Source organism: Lysinibacillus sp. COL-1, from assembly GCF_059814265.1.
Window position 1 is genome coordinate 2,944,299 of the sequence record NZ_JCAWSJ010000004.1, and the last position, 18,567, is coordinate 2,962,865.

The 18,567-nt window shown below is 37.6% G+C and carries 16 protein-coding genes and 1 pseudogene; 6 read left to right on the forward strand and 11 right to left on the reverse strand.

The genetic code is table 11. From position 1 onward, the window contains the following. Positions 1-27: 27 nt before the first annotated feature. The 6 genes from dnaK to AC6BKE_RS22845 form a co-directional block, all read right to left on the reverse strand. Positions 28-1,869 (reverse strand): molecular chaperone DnaK, encoded by a 1,842-nt coding sequence (gene dnaK / locus AC6BKE_RS22820; protein ID WP_036121693.1) that lies wholly within the window; start codon positions 1,867-1,869, stop codon positions 28-30. Positions 1,870-1,944: 75 nt separating this feature from the next. Continuing rightward, positions 1,945-2,517, reverse strand: coding sequence for a nucleotide exchange factor GrpE (gene grpE, locus AC6BKE_RS22825; RefSeq protein WP_342503591.1), 573 nt, complete (start codon positions 2,515-2,517; stop codon positions 1,945-1,947). A gap of 17 nt (positions 2,518-2,534) precedes the next feature. After that, on the reverse strand, positions 2,535-3,563 hold the full coding sequence (gene hrcA / locus AC6BKE_RS22830; RefSeq protein ID WP_058844752.1) for a heat-inducible transcriptional repressor HrcA: 1,029 nt from the start codon (positions 3,561-3,563) through the stop codon (positions 2,535-2,537). An 89-nt stretch (positions 3,564-3,652) separates the two neighbouring features. Continuing rightward, on the reverse strand, positions 3,653-4,798 hold the full coding sequence (hemW, locus tag AC6BKE_RS22835; RefSeq protein ID WP_499858129.1) for a radical SAM family heme chaperone HemW: 1,146 nt from the start codon (positions 4,796-4,798) through the stop codon (positions 3,653-3,655). A 213-nt stretch (positions 4,799-5,011) separates the two neighbouring features. Next, positions 5,012-5,860 carry a DUF4179 domain-containing protein gene (locus AC6BKE_RS22840; RefSeq protein WP_036121710.1) on the reverse strand — a complete coding sequence of 283 codons (849 nt, stop codon included), beginning with the start codon at positions 5,858-5,860 and terminating at the stop codon, positions 5,012-5,014. 115 nt (positions 5,861-5,975) lie between these two features. Next, on the reverse strand, positions 5,976-7,175 hold the full coding sequence (locus tag AC6BKE_RS22845; RefSeq protein WP_036121714.1) for a DHH family phosphoesterase: 1,200 nt from the start codon (positions 7,173-7,175) through the stop codon (positions 5,976-5,978). Positions 7,176-7,331: 156 nt separating this feature from the next. Here AC6BKE_RS22845 and AC6BKE_RS22850 point away from each other — a divergent pair, with 156 nt between their 5' ends. The 3 genes from AC6BKE_RS22850 to AC6BKE_RS22860 all read left to right on the forward strand — a co-directional run bounded on the left by AC6BKE_RS22850 (position 7,332) and on the right by AC6BKE_RS22860 (position 11,717). Next, positions 7,332-8,036, forward strand: a complete 705-nt coding sequence (locus AC6BKE_RS22850) for a polysaccharide deacetylase family protein (RefSeq protein ID WP_036121717.1) — start codon at positions 7,332-7,334, stop codon at positions 8,034-8,036. Positions 8,037-8,392: 356 nt separating this feature from the next. Next, positions 8,393-10,036: a pyridoxal phosphate-dependent decarboxylase family protein gene (locus AC6BKE_RS22855; protein WP_499858130.1), complete on the forward strand. Its 1,644-nt coding sequence runs from the start codon at positions 8,393-8,395 to the stop codon at positions 10,034-10,036. Next, complete coding sequence (locus AC6BKE_RS22860; protein WP_036121723.1) at positions 10,020-11,717, forward strand: methyl-accepting chemotaxis protein; 1,698 nt, start codon at positions 10,020-10,022, stop codon at positions 11,715-11,717. The genes AC6BKE_RS22855 and AC6BKE_RS22860 overlap by 17 nt, the downstream gene beginning before the upstream one ends. 80 nt (positions 11,718-11,797) lie before the next feature. Here AC6BKE_RS22860 and AC6BKE_RS22865 read toward each other — a convergent pair whose 3' ends face one another. The 5 genes from AC6BKE_RS22865 to AC6BKE_RS22885 all read right to left on the reverse strand — a co-directional run bounded on the left by AC6BKE_RS22865 (position 11,798) and on the right by AC6BKE_RS22885 (position 16,304). Beyond that, a complete protein-coding gene (locus tag AC6BKE_RS22865; RefSeq protein ID WP_058844226.1) occupies positions 11,798-12,226 on the reverse strand; it encodes a GatB/YqeY domain-containing protein in 429 nt (142 codons plus the stop codon). A 76-nt stretch (positions 12,227-12,302) separates the two neighbouring features. Continuing rightward, on the reverse strand, positions 12,303-13,316 hold the full coding sequence (locus AC6BKE_RS22870) for a DUF1835 domain-containing protein (protein WP_036121731.1): 1,014 nt from the start codon (positions 13,314-13,316) through the stop codon (positions 12,303-12,305). Positions 13,317-13,660: 344 nt separating this feature from the next. After that, positions 13,661-14,650, reverse strand: coding sequence for a zinc-dependent alcohol dehydrogenase family protein (locus AC6BKE_RS22875; protein WP_330493138.1), 990 nt, complete (start codon positions 14,648-14,650; stop codon positions 13,661-13,663). A gap of 78 nt (positions 14,651-14,728) precedes the next feature. Continuing rightward, the gene (locus AC6BKE_RS22880; protein ID WP_499858131.1) at positions 14,729-15,415 is read right to left on the reverse strand and encodes a toxoflavin lyase-like VOC family protein; all 687 of its coding nucleotides are present in this window, start codon (positions 15,413-15,415) and stop codon (positions 14,729-14,731) included. A 136-nt stretch (positions 15,416-15,551) separates the two neighbouring features. Next, a complete protein-coding gene (locus AC6BKE_RS22885; RefSeq protein WP_499858132.1) occupies positions 15,552-16,304 on the reverse strand; it encodes an SMI1/KNR4 family protein in 753 nt (250 codons plus the stop codon). Positions 16,305-16,729: 425 nt separating this feature from the next. On the opposite strand from AC6BKE_RS22885, the gene AC6BKE_RS22890 reads away from it, so the two are divergent. The 3 genes and pseudogenes from AC6BKE_RS22890 to AC6BKE_RS22900 all read left to right on the forward strand — a co-directional run bounded on the left by AC6BKE_RS22890 (position 16,730) and on the right by AC6BKE_RS22900 (position 18,172). Then, positions 16,730-17,281 (forward strand): GNAT family N-acetyltransferase, encoded by a 552-nt coding sequence (locus tag AC6BKE_RS22890; RefSeq protein WP_342534978.1) that lies wholly within the window; start codon positions 16,730-16,732, stop codon positions 17,279-17,281. 3 nt (positions 17,282-17,284) lie between these two features. Further along, a pseudogene (locus AC6BKE_RS22895) lies at positions 17,285-17,719 on the forward strand (GNAT family N-acetyltransferase). Positions 17,720-18,037: 318 nt separating this feature from the next. Beyond that, positions 18,038-18,172, forward strand: coding sequence for a hypothetical protein (locus AC6BKE_RS22900; RefSeq protein ID WP_004226973.1), 135 nt, complete (start codon positions 18,038-18,040; stop codon positions 18,170-18,172). The last annotated feature ends 395 nt before the right edge of the window (positions 18,173-18,567 follow it).

Consider the following 18,567-nt stretch of genomic DNA (forward strand, 5'->3'; position numbering starts at 1 on the left):
GGCTTTTTCACTTAACTGTGTTACTTCCTATTTATCATCTTTTACTTCTTCGAAATCAGCGTCTACAACACCGTCATCTTTTTTACCAGCGCCAGTGTCTGCACCTGCGTCGCCACCTTGAGCCGCTTGAGCTGCCGCTGCCGCTTGCTCATAAACTTTCATCACTAGTGGCTGTAATACGCCTTCTAATTTTTCTTTTGCTGCTTTAATGCCTTCTAATTCACCAGCTTCAAGCGCTTTTTTCAATTCATCACGAGCGTCTTCAACAGATTTTTTCTCATCTTCTGTAATTTGCTCGCCTAAGTCAGCAATTGTTTTATCCACTTGGAATACTAATTGGTCTGCTTCGTTGCGAAGATCTGCTTCTTCTTTACGTTTAGCATCCGCTTCAGCATTAGACTCTGCGTCTTTTACCATGCGTTCAATTTCTTCCTCTGATAAACCAGAATCAGATTGAATCACAATTGTTTGCTCTTTGTTTGTACCAAGGTCTTTCGCTTTGACAGATACGATACCGTTTTTATCAATATCGAATGTTACTTCGATTTGAGGTACACCACGTGGTGCTGGTGGAATATCTGCTAATTGGAAGCGACCTAATGTTTTATTGTCAGCTGCCATTGAACGCTCACCTTGTAGAACATGAATATCTACTGCTGGTTGGTTATCAGCTGCTGTAGAGAATACTTGTGATTTAGAAGTAGGAATTGTTGTGTTACGGTCGATTAATTTTGTGAACACGCCACCCATTGTTTCAATACCAAGTGAAAGTGGTGTTACGTCAAGTAATACTACGTCTTTTACATCACCTGTTAATACGCCACCTTGTACAGCAGCACCCATAGCTACTACTTCGTCAGGGTTTACACCACGGTGAGGCTCTTTACCAGTTTCTTTACGTACCGCTTCTTGTACTGCTGGAATACGCGTAGAACCACCAACTAAAATAACTTGGTCGATTTCAGAAGTTGAAAGACCTGCATCAGATAATGCTTGACGTACTGGTCCAACTGTACGATTTACTAATGGTAATGTAATTTCGTCAAATTTTGCACGAGTTAAAGAAATTTCTAAGTGTAAAGGACCTGCTTCACCAGCTGTAATGAATGGTAAAGAGATTTGTGTTGATGTTACACCAGATAAATCTTTTTTCGCTTTTTCAGCGGCATCTTTTAAACGTTGCATCGCCATTTTATCTTTTGATAAATCAATACCGTTTTCTTTTTTGAATTCAGCTACTAGATATTCAATAACCGCGTCATCGAAATCATCCCCACCTAGTTTGTTATCACCAGCTGTAGCTAATACTTCAAAGACACCGTCACCTAACTCAAGGATAGATACATCAAACGTACCGCCACCAAGGTCAAATACTAATACTTTTTGGTCTTGGTCTTGTTTGTCTAAACCATAAGCAAGTGCAGCGGCAGTTGGTTCGTTGATGATACGCTCTACTTCTAGACCTGCGATTTTACCAGCATCTTTTGTAGCTTGGCGTTGTGCATCATTAAAGTAAGCAGGAACTGTAATAACTGCTTTTGTTACTTTTTCCCCTAAGTAATCTTCTGCATAACCTTTTAAGTATTGAAGAATCATAGCCGATACTTCTTGTGGTGTGTAATCTTTATCTTCTACTGTTACTTTATCAGCTGTACCCATTTTTGATTTAATAGACATAATTGTATTAGGGTTTGTTACAGATTGACGTTTCGCTACTTCACCAACTTGACGTTCACCATTTTTAAATGCAACAACAGATGGTGTCGTACGGTTACCTTCTGGATTTGGAATTACTTTTGGTTCTCCACCTTCAAGTACAGAAACGCAAGAGTTTGTTGTTCCTAAGTCAATACCAATAATTTTGCTCATTAAAATTTCCTCCTATTATGTCAACGCAAGGGATGCGTTTTCTAACTAATTTTAATTGACTAAATAGTACAAGGACTATTCGTTCACAGATACCATTGTTGGGCGTAAAACACGATCCTTTAAGATATACCCTTTTTGGAGCTCGCGTAAGACAACACCCGTCTCTTTTTCACTATCTTGTTCTTGCATAACAGCTTGGTGAATAGTTGGATCAAATTGCTCACCTTCAGCTTTAATGACTTGTAGACCTTCTTTTTCTGTCGCTTCAATTAAAGAGCGGTACACCATTTCAATCCCTTTAATGATGGATGCAGTTTCTTCAGAAGTTGTCTCTACTTGTAGAGCACGCTCAAAATTATCAAGAACTGGCAATAAGTCAGATAGTAGGTTTTGCGCACGGTACTTCTCAGCAGCCTCACTGTCTAACTGATGACGACGACGCATATTATCGAAGTCAGCACGTAGACGTAGGTGACGATTTTCCTCGTCATCTAGCTTTGCTTGTAGCTCAGCCAGCTTCGCCTCATACTGTTCTTCAATAGATAATTCTACTGCTTCTTGAACTTCTGATTGTGTTACTTCCTCTGCTGTCGTTTCAGCTTGTACATTTTCTTGTACTAAATCTTTGTTTTCCGTTGTTTCCGTCACTTGAATCCTCCTCATTATCATTCACTACGATTTTTCATAAAGGCTTGTGTTAAATCCAAGCGCATTATGTCTAATAAAGCCACGACACGCTTATAATCCATACGTGTTGGGCCAATGATAGCAATGGCTCCTTGTTGGTCATCACCAATGGAATAGGTAGTGGTAATGACACTGCAATTTTCCATTTCTAATTGTTTATTTTCTGAGCCTATCCGAATATGAATACCTGATTCGTTCGGATGGAAAAGGGACTGCACTTGGCTAGTCGTCTCCATCAAGTCCAAAATCATGCGAACCTTATTTAAATCATGGAATTCTGGTTGGTTGAACATATTCGTTTTCCCACCATAGAAAATTTTACTTTCTGAATTATGCATTGTTGCTGTTACGAGCGCGCGAATAAAATCATCCGCTGATCTAATATGTTGCTGTAACACGGCTAGCACTTCAGCTTCAAGGCTTTTATGGAGATCTTCTAAGGATACACCAATCAGGCGATCATTTAAGATATTGACCATTTTCTCTAAATCAGAAGCGGTAAAATCTGGCGGTAAGTTGAACATGCGATTTTCAACATGCCCATTATTCGTTACGATAATTGCTACTGCTGTATCGCTAGAAAGAGGGACAATTGAAAATCGTTTGACACGATGCCTTTGAACATCAGGTCCTAAAAGTATGGAAGTATACGATGTCAGCTCCGATAGAATGTTGGCTGACTTTCGGATAATATGCTCTACTTCTACTAGTCGATCATTAAAAATTGATTGGATTTGTTGAATGTCCTTCGAATTAATGCCTTGAGGACTCAACAAATGATCTACATAAAATCTGTAACCCTTTTCTGAAGGCACTCGACCAGAGGAAGTATGTGTTTTCTCTAAAAAGCCTAATTCCTCTAAATCCGCCATTTCATTTCGAATAGTGGCTGGACTAAATGTAATCCCTTGTTTTTTGGAGATTTGGCGAGAACCTACCGGCTGTGCAGACACAATAAAGTCGTCTACAATGACTTGCAATATCTGTAACTGCCGATTTGTTAGCATGATTATCACCTCTGTTAGCACTCGACTAAGAGGAGTGCTAATACTATTATTAAGTTATCAAATCCCACATTTTATGTCAACGATATCGCTCAATCTTCTAGCAAAAATTGTTGAAAAACTTCATTGCCCACAAAACGTCCTTTTCTAGTTAGACGAACACCCACCTTATCTTGTTCTAAAAGATCTTTTGAAACTAAATCTTTTATAACAGTCTCATAATGAGCAGCCATTGGTGTTTTAAATTTTTCTTCATATATAGTGTGCATAACCCCCGCTGTTTTTCGCAGCCCTAAAAACATTTGTTCTTCTCTTTTTTCCGCTGGAGATACTTCATGTTCATGAACAATAGGTAGCTCATTTACAAAAACAGCATCCATATATTTTCTTAATGGACCATGATTGGAGTAACGTATGCCCTTTAAATAACCATGGGCACCAGCCCCAAACCCCGCATATTCATCATTATCCCAATAAATCTTATTATGCTCTGAATGGAAGCCTGGTTTTGCAAAATTACTAATTTCGTATTGTTGAAGTCCATGTAAAGCCATTTGCTGCATCAACACATCATACATATCTGCTTCGAGATCTTCCGTTGGTAAATACAACTTGCCTTTTGTGTATTGATTATAAAAAATCGTTTTTGGCTCTACAATAAGAGAGTAGGCAGAGAAATGGGGCAAATCAAGGGCAAAAGCTTTGTCTAATGAGTCCTTCCATTGAGCCATCGTTTGCCCAGGTAAACCATACATTAAATCAATGCTAATGTTTTGAAAGCCAATTTTTCTAGCCAAAGCGATTGTTTCATAAACATGGTCATTACTATGAGTGCGTCCAATCTTCTGTAACAGCCCTTGGTCAAAAGATTGCACACCCATGCTTAGACGATTGACACAACCATCAAACAACACTCGCAATTTTGCCGCAGACAATTCATCCGGATTAGCCTCTGATGTAAATTCTGTCACACTCTCCATCGGAATATACGTATGAATATACGTTAGTAGTTTGTCCAATTGCTCCGGTGATAAAGCAGTTGGTGTCCCACCTCCAAGAAAAATCGTTTCGATATTACGAAAATTGTCCGGATTTTTTTGTGTGGCAAGAGCCATCTCTTTACCAAGTGCTTCTATATATTCATCCACTGGTTGGTTTTTAAAGTAAAATTTATTGAAATCACAATAATTACAAATTTGATGACAGAAAGGAATATGAATGTAAACACCTCGTGCCATAGCAATCCCTTCTTTCTCGTTAAGTCTTTTCCATTTCTACATTATAACGAATCAATAGAAGGAACGCTATGAAACCATCTAGCGAGTTTTCCATACATATCTGCAAGGGTAGCTTCTTTTTCATTTAGTTCTAGAAAAAACTGCACTCCGATTGTTAGCACGTTTCTAACAAATCGGAGTGCAGTTTTTCATATATAACAAATGACTACAACTTTATTCTTTTTTTATTTTGATGCTGTCAGCAACTTTACTGCCATCCTTCTTGACAGGAATTAATGTATAATTTTTTTCTGTTAAATAAAGTGCATCTACGCGACTTCCCCACTTTGTCCCCTCTTTATTTAATGGATAGGGTGTAGCAAAGTTCCATGATTGTCCTGCCTTTGATTGGATTTTAAAGTAAACTGCATCATTGACAATGCTTTGATCGGCATGAAAATAAATCGTTGTTGAGATGGGTGTGGAGACAACTTTATCAATCGTTATTTCCTGTTGATCGACATGATTGACTTTTTTATTAATCACAAAGATTTTTCGATCTTCTTGTAATTGTTCCTGAGAAGCCTCTACCTGAAATTCCCAAGGTTTATCAATCGGTGTTTCTACATTCCAATCTTTATAACGAATAGCTAATGCTAAATCTTCGTCTGACGGAAAATCATCCATTTTGATACTATTGTATATGGTATATACATTTTTAGACTGGACAATGGATTGACCTCCATTACGAACCATATAATCTTTCCCATTGACGAGTATTTGAGGGAAGAAAAATATTTGGTGTTTTGGTGTAAATGCTTTCACAGGCTCAAAGGTAGCATTCAGTAAAATTTGATTGTCATCAATAATCACTTCATTTAACGTTAAACGCCCTAAGCTATTGCTTGCTGTCTTCCCTACCTCTGTTTTATAGGCTTCAAAATCCACATCTCGATTCCACCACAAATACAGCAATGATCCACTAACGACCATCAATAAAAAGATAACAACTATTCCTCGTTTTTTTCTGCGTCCTCGATTTTCCTTATCCAAATCCACTACTCGCAGTATATCATTGGACAACCGTACACCTCATTTTTATAAATATCGTTATAATTCATTGTAGTTTGTAACAAAGCATTATATAACCTTGTTTAAAAGCAAGACAGGACGAATCCATTATGTATAAAAGGAATTTTTACATTCCTTTATGCTGATGACGAACTTTATTGGCTATTTGCATTAAATAGTCCACAAAGAGATCATCTCTTACTAACCACACCTGATAATTTCGCTTTAAAAACCACTCCGCTTCATGAAAGCTAGCAAAGTTTTGCGCTAATGGCGTGTTATTCTTTTCAATCCCCCAGTCAATATCGTCGCTTGAAAAAAGAATAAACACATCCTCTTGCTGATTTTTATAAAATGTTCCAAATGAAGAAGCCTTTAAATTATAACGATTCCTTTTCGCATCCTCTGGAATAGGCTCTATGTGGAAGGTTGCCAATACAAACTGTTTGTAGGCTTCCATCGTTAAAGAGCAGCCCGCAGCCTTTTGATGTCCGCCTCCACCATAAACAGCGGCAATAGCTGACACATCTATATGGTCATGAACCGTTCGAAAGGATATTCTTTTACTGCCCATATTGATCATCGCAATATAATCAAGATGCATGTTTTCCTTACCTAATTCATTACCAAGCTCAGAATGATAGGATTCCGCATAAACAACGCCAGCATAAAAGTCGCCCAAATTGGTTTGCACAAGTTCTCGTTTCTTCCGCCGAATATAACGCTCTATTTTTTCTTCTTCCATGCTTAAAATTTTCTTTTCAAATTCATCAAAATCAAAGCGATCACTTGTTTTTAAACGATCCAGCATTTTCTCTTCAAATTCTTCAATGGATACTAGAAAAAACAGTGCATTTAATCGTTGCGCTTGAAAATTGCCGTTCTTTTCCCATTCCCATGTATCATATTGTCTTACTAACTCTACGAATTCTGAAATGGCGGCTGTTTTTTCTAATAAACCATGGGTCACCAAGTACTGATACAATAAAGAAGTAGCGGACGTTAAATAGCCATGCTCATCTTCAATTAAAACCTTTCCCCATTCATACTGATTGAAATGCAGCGCTGTTTTATGATGGTCCAGCAATTGTACATTCCCAGTTGCCTGATAATAGTCCTGAATCCTTTTTTCATTTTCTTCGTTTGGAGAAAGATCTGTAATAAACAAAAATGTTTTCTGTTGATCATTCTCCAAAAAGAATTCTATTTCACGGTCAAGTGCCGTAATAGAATTGTAGCGTATCCTTACCTTATCGTTAAAAGCAAGCTTTGCTAAAATCCCACACCCTACTCCATCTAAATCATTATGTGATAATAATTTATACATCTCTTCACCTCCCATGTAGTATGGTTATTTTTTTGTGATTCAAACAGAAAGTGGTAGCTAAAAATTGCAGTACGGACAAAGCGTCATTGAAATTGGATTCAAGTTAACATACATTTAAAACATGATATCGATTTGGACAAAGAGAGGAGTCTGTTCATGAAACGGAAACTAATTACTATTGGCATAGTTCTTCTACTAATGTGTGCTTTCGCATTTTCAGCTTATAAACTAATGAACGCTCGTAACTATCAATTGTTTGGCAATATTACTTCTCATGTTGACACACAGGAAAAGGTGGCTGCCCTGACATTCGATGATGGACCAACTGACAAGACAGACGCTATTTTAGCGTTACTAGAAGACTACCAAGTAAAAGCAACGTTTTTTCTAATTGGACAGGATATTGAGAAGCATCCAGAAGAAGCAAAGAAAATTGCAGTAGCAGGCCATCAAATTGGCAACCATACGTATTCGCATAAGCGTATGGTATTGAAAAGCCCTTCCTTTATTAAAAATGAAATAGAAAAAACAGATGCACTCATTGCTAGCATTGGCTATCAACAAACACCTTTCGTCAGACCACCCTATGGTAAAAAACTAATCGGCTTTCCCCATTATTTACATAAACATCAACGTGAGACCATTACATGGAACTTAGAGCCCGATACGTTCTTTACAAAGGCAGAGGAAAAAATAAATTATGTGAAAGAAAATATTCAACCAGGTTCCATTATTTTAATGCACCCTATGTACGACCATACAGACAATGAATTACAGGCAATAGAAGGCATTCTTCAAACGCTTATTGATGAAGGCTATACATTTGTTACGATAGAGGAACTTTTACAATATCAAAAATAATCACCCCTGTTGCCAAGAATCTGCATCATCTTTCGTGCAGATTTTTTTAGTTAGAAAGGATTAGATTTTCACTCTTTTTCTACGACCTAAACATTATCTAATTTATAATTTCTAATCTTCCTCTCAATCTCCATATCCAGTAGCATGTTCGTCTTATAAACCCCATGGCATAAAGGAAAACAACTTATTTAGAATTTATAAATTGAAGTTGGATTTTTCAGAAATGTTAATAAATATTTTTTCAGTAAAATATAATCACCATCTCTGCTAAAATATGCTATTATACCTTTAGTATAATGTCCTATTTTTATTATATTAAAAATAGAGGAAATATGAACTATAAAAGGATGATGATTATGCAAAATATCCAACAATTATTCCAGAGCGAAGATGGAAATATCCAACAAAGAGAGAATTTTTTATCCCTATTAGAGAAAATTGTTTCCTCATTAGATGAATTAAAAAATCCACATAAGACAACACTTGGTCCAATGAAAGAGCGTTCTGCTAATTTCTATCAAGAGCTGATGCAAGAACATCAAGTGCCAACTACAGGGGTTGGGCTCGATCAAGTTGTAAAAGAAATGACACAATTAATGCAAGGACATCCTTATCATACACGTAACTTTGTAACCAATGTTTTACCAATGGCAAGCATCCCAGGTGTATTAGGTCAATTTACAAATGCCCTACTAAATGGCAACAATTTATGGGATGTTTATGGTCCTGCTGCCGCTGAGTGTGAGGTCAAAGTAGTGGCTATGATGTCTAAATTAGTTGGCTATGATTATACGAAGAGCTTTGGTTATACAACATGGGGTGGACAAGGTGCCGTTTTCAGTGGACTTCGCCTTGCCATCGCCAAACAATTTCCACATGCCAAAGAAGATGGTGTTCCGAATAACTTATATTGCTTTGCTTCAGAAAACGCACATTATAGCCTTTTAAAATCTGTTGAGGCCGTGGGCATTGGCAGTAAACATTTAGTACGTGTAAAAGCTGGCAAAGACCACTCAATGGATGTGGAAGACCTACGTATTCGTATGACAGAAGTAATCGAAAATGGCGGTATCCCTGTCTATGTAGTGGCTACTACAGGAGCGACTGATCAATTTGGTGTTGATGATGTACAAGCTATTAAAGAGGTTACTACAACGCTTGAGAAGAAGTACAATTTACAGCCAGTACATATTCATGCTGATTCAGCTTTAGGTGGTTTTTATGCCTTCTTCAATGATTATAATTTCGAAAAAAATCCTCTACAATTTGAAGACGATGTCGTACAAGGCTTACAACATATCCATGACCGCATGCAACATCTAGCTATGGCAGATAGCCTTTGCTTTGACTTCCAAAAGCTTGGACAAACACCTTATTTAACTAGCTTATTCTTAATTAAAGAAGGTAACAGTTTACAGCTATTAGATATTGAGGACTTCGATACACCTTATGTGGGCAATCGTGGTTACGGTTCATACCATACTGGTTATACATTAGAGTGCTCTCGTATGGGTAGCTCCATTGCTATTTTTGCTGCTCTCCAAGCATTCGGTAAGGAAGGTTATCAGCAACTATTAGCCAACTATGTACGTGTGAATTTAGCGTTCCGCACACAATTAGCTGAGAAAACACCAATGCTACAGGTCGTTAATGACACAAATATTGGTCCAGTTACAGCCTTTCGCTTGTATCCTGATGGCTTCAATTGGCAGGCTGAACAAGCTGGTCATTATACACAGGATCAAATCGAACACATTAATGGCATCAATGCATCATTCTTTGAAATTATAGGTGAAGGTCGTGATGATGTATTCTTCGGTGATACAACACGAGTTTGTACGGTTAGCACGAGTGATACAACACAGCATGTTCCCGTTGCAGCGGCAAAATTCTTCTCTATTTCACCATACACAGAGACAGATCATATCCCAAACATGATTCATTTCTTACAGCAAAAGCTAACAGTATTGGAGGCGTCTCACATTGCGTATCGTCACTAAATTTAAAAGTTCTTTACTCTATAAATATATAGCCAGTTTCACCATTCCAATAGCCATTATTTCATTGCTATTTAGTGTTGTTTTATTCGCGGTTTCTTACCGTATTATCGACAATTTTGTCATTAAACAATTCGAAACTACTTTAGAGATCACATCGAATACGATTTTTGAAGATCTTGAGAAAAATGATGTAAAAGCGGCGGATAACGGTAGCTCTGACAATTATAAAAAACTATTAGATCAATTAAACGCTACGGTTAAAAAGTTTGATATAGAAAACGCCTATGTGCTTTCAAAAGCCAATGGTAAGGAGCATATCGTGGCATTAAGTAATACTGACAATCATCAGCAAGACTATGAATTTAGTGATGAAATGCGAAAAGCCGTCGACACGCAAACCATTCAAACAAGTGATATATACAAAGATGAATATGGTATCCATAAATCTATTTTCATCCCATTTAAAGATACTGATATTATTTTTGGTTTAGATATGGATGCTTCCTTCATTTCTAAGCTACAAACAGAAACACTTTGGATTTGTATTATTCTAACCGTTGTTTTTGTGATTTTTGGTATTATCGTTGCTTACTTTATTAGTGTAGGTATTACGAAACCAATTAAAAAAATGACTCGCTATGTCGGTCAGGTTGCACAGGGAGATTTAGCCGTCGAGCCTCTCCAAATAAAAGGTTCCAATGAAATTGCCCAGCTATCATCAGGCATTGAAAATATGACGGAAGATTTACGTACATTAATTCAGCAAATAGCTCAAAATGCTGAACAAGTGGCGGCCATGTCAGAGGAATTAACTGCAAGCTCCGAGCAAACAAGTGCTTCCATACAGCAAATTACATCTTCTATGCAAGAGGTTGCAGTGGGCTCAGAAAAACAAACCTCTTCGATTGAAGAAGTGGAAAGCCATATTACAACCATCTCTAGCAAAATGACAGAGGTTGTCACAAGCGTAACTGGTGTGACAGAAAAGGCATTCCAGGCATCTGCGATCTCAGAAAAAGGCAATACAACGATTCAAGATGCTACAGAAAAAATGGCCGTAACATCCCAAGCCATTCAAGAATCAGCAACTGTCGTTGAACGTTTAAGCACATACACGAATGAAATCGGGGATATTGTAGCATTGATTACCCAGATAACGGATCAAACCAACTTACTTGCGTTAAATGCTTCCATTGAAGCAGCGCGTGCAGGCGAGCATGGCAAAGGCTTTGCAGTAGTAGCTGAGGAAGTACGTAAGCTGGCCGATCAATCTTTAGATGCTACAAACAGTATTCGAACACGTATCGAAACCATTAAGGAAGAATCGGCTCAAGCCGTAAAATCGATGGCTATTAGCAGCAGTAATCTTGCGGAAAGCTCCACAACATTTAATGCATCAGGAGAAGCATTTGCTGACATCTATAGCCACGTCACATCACTTACGCAGGAAATGGACCATGTTAATAACATAATGTCCAATATCAATGAAGGCGTTAGCAGCATCGCGATCTCTGTTGAACAAGTGGGCGTAGTAGCTGTGCAAGCCTCAGGCAATATTCAAAACGTTGCTGCTGCTTCTGAGGAGCAATCTGCAAGTATCGAGGAAATCACAGCTTCTTCGAATAACTTAGCAGAAATGGCTCAACAGCTTCGCAATATCACTCAAAAATTTAAGTTATAAAATTAAGAATCCGCTATGCTCCTTTTCGGCATAGCGGATTTTTCTCTGCAAAAAAAATCTCCTACCAAAATGGTAGAAGATTAGGCAATAATATTTTTCACAACTTTTGAGATAACTGCACCTTCCGCTTGGCCTGTAAGCAATGGCTTCGCAATTTTCATGGCTTCTCCCATGTTCATTCCTTTACCAACACCTGCCGCTACTAATTTCTCAGCAATCGCTTCTTCGGATAATTGCTTCGGTAAGAAAGATTTCAAAAGTGTCAATTTGGCTTCCTCTTTTTCAATCAAATCTGCTCGTCCAGCCGTCTGTGCGCCTTCTAACGCTTGATTCGTTTGTTTGACCTCTCGATGAATAATGGCTATCTCTTCTTCAGCGGTTAATGCTGCTCCCTTTTCTTTTTCAGCAGAATCTAAAGCTGATTTCAAAAGAGATAATACACCCTTTGCTAAAGTATCTTTCTCTCTCATTGCCGTTTTTAATTGTTCAAATACTTCTGTTTTTAACAATGATCTCACTCCTTCAAGCCATCTATATTAGAAAACATTATACCATAAAATACCTCAGAGCATGACAGTCAGTGCCTCAGTCAAGCAAATAAGCATCTGCTAATTTTACTTGATAATGCAACATCCCTTTTAACTCACCTCGATAAGAAAAGACCCCTTGCTGAATTAATTGACGCAGGCGATATTCAATCCATTCCGCTTCTCTATACTGTTCCATATGCCCTAGCACTTCCCCAATGAGTCTAGCCGCCATTAGATATGGAGCTTCTTCTTGGTCTTCATGTAATCGTTTAGCACAGGCAATGATCCAGTCATCATCTACATTTTCATTGTGATGACTCCAAAGTTCATTGTATTCCCAGGTATGTATACAGTAGTCATCCATTAACATCTTTAATCCTTCTTTAGATAAAGTCTGCTGTACTGATTTTTTTAATGGGCGTCCCTGGTATTGCTCATAAATATGAAGTACATTCTCTACACTGACCTCTCCAGAGGATCTTGGATAATTGTCCTCTGCTAACTGGGGGAATATATGCAACTCATGGAATAATTGAAAAGTATCTAATACATAGATATCATTTGGTTTCTTTTCTAGCATCGCTAAGACAAGTCGAAGCCCTATTTGTTCATGGGCATTTTGACAAGTCCATATGATTATATCTTGATGTGGCGGAATAGATTTTATTTTCTCTACGGCTTCCTTCACCTCGCGCTCAAAAATGGCCAATCCATCGTCTTCTATAAAATAGCGCTCTTGTAGCCATTGAAAACGAGCTTCAATCCCTTCACATAGATGTAAATCTTTCAAAGGACCAACAGAAAAATTACCAGGCATAACGATGATTTCTTCCGTTTTCACGTAGTTACTATTGCGAAATGCAGCCTTCAAACTCCCTCCAGGTGAATGACCAAACACAATATGAACCGTTTCGATCGTTGAAACATCCTGCTCCTCATTTTGCTGCAATAAAAACTGTACCATATCGTCCTTCGACTGTTCATTCATTAAAGTCAAAAAGAGCATAGACTTCGCATCAGCCTCACTCATTCGCTTTATCGCCTTTTTTAATTTGTTGACATGTTCCATTATCTAAACTCCTTTGCACAATGGCCTGTATCTTAAATTCCCTTTCCATAAAAACAGTTACTTCCATCATACCGCAATTTCCGATTACCTTAAATTACTAATTTAGTTTTTTATGAAGATGAAAGATAAAGAATTGCTCTATTTATGTAAAGGTTCTATTCTTTTAAGCGAGGGAGACTTCTTTAGGTAGATTATTTACTTGTTGGAGCGAGGTCATCCTCTTTATGAGCGGATTAACGACTTTCTCATTGTTGGAGCGCATTCCCCCTCAATAGAAAGAAAAAAACTACTACCATCAATAAGAGCTTACAATAAGTTCTTTAACACTGAAGGTAGTAGGGTTCTTAATCAAAATTCGTTAAAAAAATCTTTCCTTTATTAGTAGCTTCAACGGCAGCTATTGCCTGGTGTATGTTCACTAGTGGGAAATGGTCCTGTACCTGCATCATTTTTAACGAATCCGTATGTACCATATTGACGAGCTGTTGCATAGTTTGCTGCCATTTTTCGATTGGTGTTTGGCGTTGCCAGTGGCGCAAATGAAACATCATCGCTTGTACCTTTGCTTCCCTTACAATGTTTGTCCAATTTACCTGTATTCCCGATAAAAGACCGATGGCTAAAAATTTCCCACCAGGCTTCACACAGTATGCAAGTTGATTGCCCGCCTCCCCACCAATCGAATCAATCGCTGCATCAGCACCTCTGCCATTTGTTAAAGCCATTATCGTTTCATGAAGTGGCATCTTAGAAGTATCTATGACAAAGCGGGCCCCAAGCCGCTGTAATTCGTCTGTATGCTGATGACTTCGTGTGACAGCAATAAGCTGAAAACCTAGTAATTTGGCAAATTGAGCATAGATATGTCCAATAGCAGAGCCACATGCATTCACTACTAGTACATCATTTGATTGTAATTTGAGAACTTCTGTACAGGTGACGAAGGCTGTTATCGGATTAATATACATTTGTGCTGCAGTAAAATGATCCATCGTAGAAGGAATAGCTACAGCAAAGTCCGCCTGAGTCTTCACCATTTCCTGCCACGTGCCCTCTCCTCGTAGTGGCAAGACTCGCTGACCAATGCGCTTTGGAGAGATAAGTGGCCCAACATCTTCAACGATTCCAACGCCCTCATAACCCGGAACAGTTGGTAAAGTGATTCGGTGGGCATATTTTCCCCAAATCGGTATTAAATCCGAAGGGTTGATGGGTCTTGCTAGCATACGCACAAGAATTTCTTGACCTTGTGGAGGTGTAATCGTTTTATTTTCAATCCTTAACACCTCATGTGGATTTCCAAATTCATATAGTTTAAGGCATTTTGCTTTCAACGATTCTTGCTCCTTTTTCTGATTAATTCTAGCTCTGTATAATCGTTCTGATACTCGCTCCACTTAGGTATGCCCATCTTATCTTTTTTGACTGATGGTCAATTGACCTGTTTCATCTACAAATAATTGTAACATATCGTTTATCTCGATACAGATTGGACTGATTACTGCTTTCTTATCAGAGAAATACCAAAGTCGTTCACTTGGTCCTAATAGAATATTGGCTCCATCTTCGTAGTTACCTAAAAAATGAAGAGCATCTAGTTGGATTTTCTGATCATTAATAGGTTTAATAGCATATTCATTTAATTTTCTAGCGGCTGCTAGAATGTCGGCGGTCGTTACATTGATTTCACCAATCTGTAGCACTTGCTCCATAGAAAAATAGGCTGTATCCTGTTCTGGATTTACTTCCTGCCTCGCAATAAATTCTAGTATATTGCCTTCAGGATCGTAAAAATAACAAGAGTAAGCTTTTAAAAAATCAAAATACACTTCATCTTGCCCCTCTGAAGTAAGCAAGCCAACACGTTCTTTGGCCCAAATTTTTGCCTGATAAAATAAATTTCTTGGAATATTTAATGCAATATGATATTGCTTTTGAATCGTAGTGGGCACTTTTTCAAAAGTCATCTTACTTTCACCAACTGCTATTGTAAAATAGTCACCTGTACTTTCTAATAAGGCAAAGCCTAGCTGGTCGCTATAAAATTTCTGCATCTTTTGTAAATCGTGAACAAATAGTTGAACCTTCGTAATTTTCATCTTCAAGCACCCCTTTACTACTCCCCACTATACAAGCAAATATATGATATGGCGTCATGCAAAAGAATGAAGTTCCCTTCGGTCCATTTAAAGCAGTTCGTTATCCCCCTATTTTTTGCAAAAATCATGTAATGGTTCATTCGATAAATTCAGCTAAGCTAATTTTCTTTTTTTGATAGTTTGCACGAATATGCTGAAGCTCGTCTTCTAACCTTAAAGCACCCGCTTCAACTCCTCTATAAATTAATAGTGGAGGCTGTTCTAACATCGCTCTTGCTCGCGAATAATCACAAGAGAATATTTTCTTAAGTAACAATAATGTCTTTAGCTTATTTTCCCCATCTCCTGTTATAGTCAGTTCATAGTAAGTAGTAGAGTTGTCTTCAGGCAACATCTCCTCTAAACCAGGTGGAATTAGCACACTCTCAAGAAACATGATTAGATTGTCATAGGCCATTGTGAAATCCCAACAGCCTGTCCCATGAAGAGCAGAAAAAATTGCCGTATCCCCTCTTGATAAATCCAAACAATATGGATCTCCTTCATCTGTTGCGATGACCAAATAATTGTGCGGCCAATCCAGAATCACCTCTTCTGTCACTGGATTATAATGATAGCCTTCCTGCCCACGCATTAAATCTCTTGCTCCATAGATTTGTAGATTTATATAATCACCCGTATTCCATGTAACTCTTTCAACGACATAACGCCTTAAAAAATAGACATATTCTGTTGGTAATGACCACTGACTGTCTACAAATTGGCTAATATCCTCCTCGATTTGATTGTGAAAAAACATAGGGTAAGCTGAATCCCTCTCTTGAATATCTTGGATAAAACTGCGCATTTGCTCTAATACTGCATCTAGTTTCTCCTGCAACTCTTTCAACTGCATTCCCTCCTTTCGTTACCTAGTGTCTTTCTTTATATTTTAACATATTCCATCATTAACCAATTAAGGTGAACATGTTATAATCATTAAAATAGACTGGTAGTATGCATAACGTGCTCAACAATAACGGATGGGGGCTATCTGTCATGTCACAATATGCGAACGAACAGACAGTACAATAAACCAAGGTGGCACAAGGAGAACAATGTCTGAAAAAATTAGCTCATCTGGTGAATATCCAACCCTCTATTTGCTATAGAGAGTTGCTTTGGCATACTGAAAAATATGATGCCTCCTATTATTGGCTACAAGCTTGCACTTGATCGATTAACCGCAGTACAGGCAGATATAGATGTTGACGTGCAAAGAGCTCATACCTTATTAAGCCAAAAATCACCAAATACGAAGGAGCGTAAGAAAATTTGAAATTACTCATAAGACGTCCCGAACAATCGGACATACAAACATTACATCAATTCTTTTTCCACGTCATTCAAGATACTTATGCAAAAGAAGGGATTGCCGAGCTAGTGGACGATCAACAGCGTGAATGGGCAATGAAAAAGCAGTATGTCGCAATAGACTTAGAGAGCCAAGGCAAAAAAAGATTTTTCTGGGTAGCTATGGACGAAGCAACAAATGACATAATAGGAACGATCGAATATGGGGAAGCCAACGAGATCATTCAACAAACGATTAAAGGAGATCTTTCCCATTGTCCAGAAATCGGTACCGTATTTGTTCATCCGGACTATCAAAATCGTGGTATTGGCACCATGCTATTACAGAAAATGCTAACAACGTTGGAAAAACAAAAGGTGCATAGCTTTTGTTTAGATAGTGGATATAAACAGGCACAAGTCATCTGGCAGAAAAAATTTGGACAGCCTGACTATATACTTGAGCACTTTTGGGGAACGAATAGCCATCATATGATTTGGCAACGAGTACTACCATTGCGAGAAAAGAAGTAAAAGATGTCTTATCAAATCACACAAGAACGACATAAGAAAAACAAAGCTTATGTCAATAACATGCTTTATGAATACAATGTAAAACACTTTCCAAAAGATTTACAAGGTCGATATCAGGAAATTAATTTATTTCTAACTGATAGCAATGGTCACGTTTATGGTGGCATACTGGGTGAAATTTGCTGGAATTGGTTAGAAATACACACGCTAATGGTAGACAAAAAGCTTCGTGGGTTAGGGTATGAATCAAAGTTGTAGCAAACAATTGAACAAATTGCCTTCAACCATGAATGTGATTTCATTAAAGTTGACACGCTTAGCTTTCAAACGTTAACATTTTATGAAAATCATCATTATGAAATTTACGGGACTCTCGACCATGTTGGCAGAGATTTTAAACATGATTATTTAAAAAAGACGCTACAATCTGATCTTTAAAGGGGAGATATTATGAAGGTCCATCAACGATTTTTTTGGATTAGTATTTTACTACCTGTATCTCTCTATTTTTCGTGACCTATCAACAGACAACTTTTGGAGGACCGATTCCATGGGTACTTTATATCGGAGAAGAAGTCTCAGCCCTTTCCTATTTCAACCCCGCCGTCCTAGTGAAAAGCCATTATCATATGTTTCATTTTTTATGAATGTCTGTATAATCTATCTCACTTTAGCTTTAAGTAAAAACTTTCTGCAATTAGTTAAAGAATAAATCGTTTGTAGTGCCCATACTTATTATGTTTGGAGGGAAATGAAATGTTAAAATTCATTGATGATTTAGCTGGTGCGGTTTTCGATGTTTTTATGTTATTTTGTTATTTCTTTGCAGGCGTAATAATTGTAGGAGTCCCTATTTTTTTATTGGCTAAGTTCTTCCTATTGTTTCATTAAATTGCCTACAAAGAGTATTACTATAAAAGGGGTCTCTATTTCAATAGCAATTCCTTTTATTGTTTTATGGTGCTTCAACTTTCTCGGCAGACAATAAAAATGGTCAGGATTTTTTTAAAATGTAGAAAATCTATTTATCTTTTACTAAAATTTTTCCAAAATGTACATGATAGCTACAAAATATAAAAATCGCCAAGAAGCAAACTACTTAGGTGCAGTTTAACTAGAGAAAAAAACAGGGAATGCTACAAAAAAATAGCATTCCCTGTTTTTGAATAGTTGTGTCTTACTTCGAATCATCCATCTTCAGCACAGCCATGAATGCCTCCTATAGAAATGCTGTATTCAGGCGTATCTTTTTAAACTTCTATATAACCGACAATCCTATAATATAT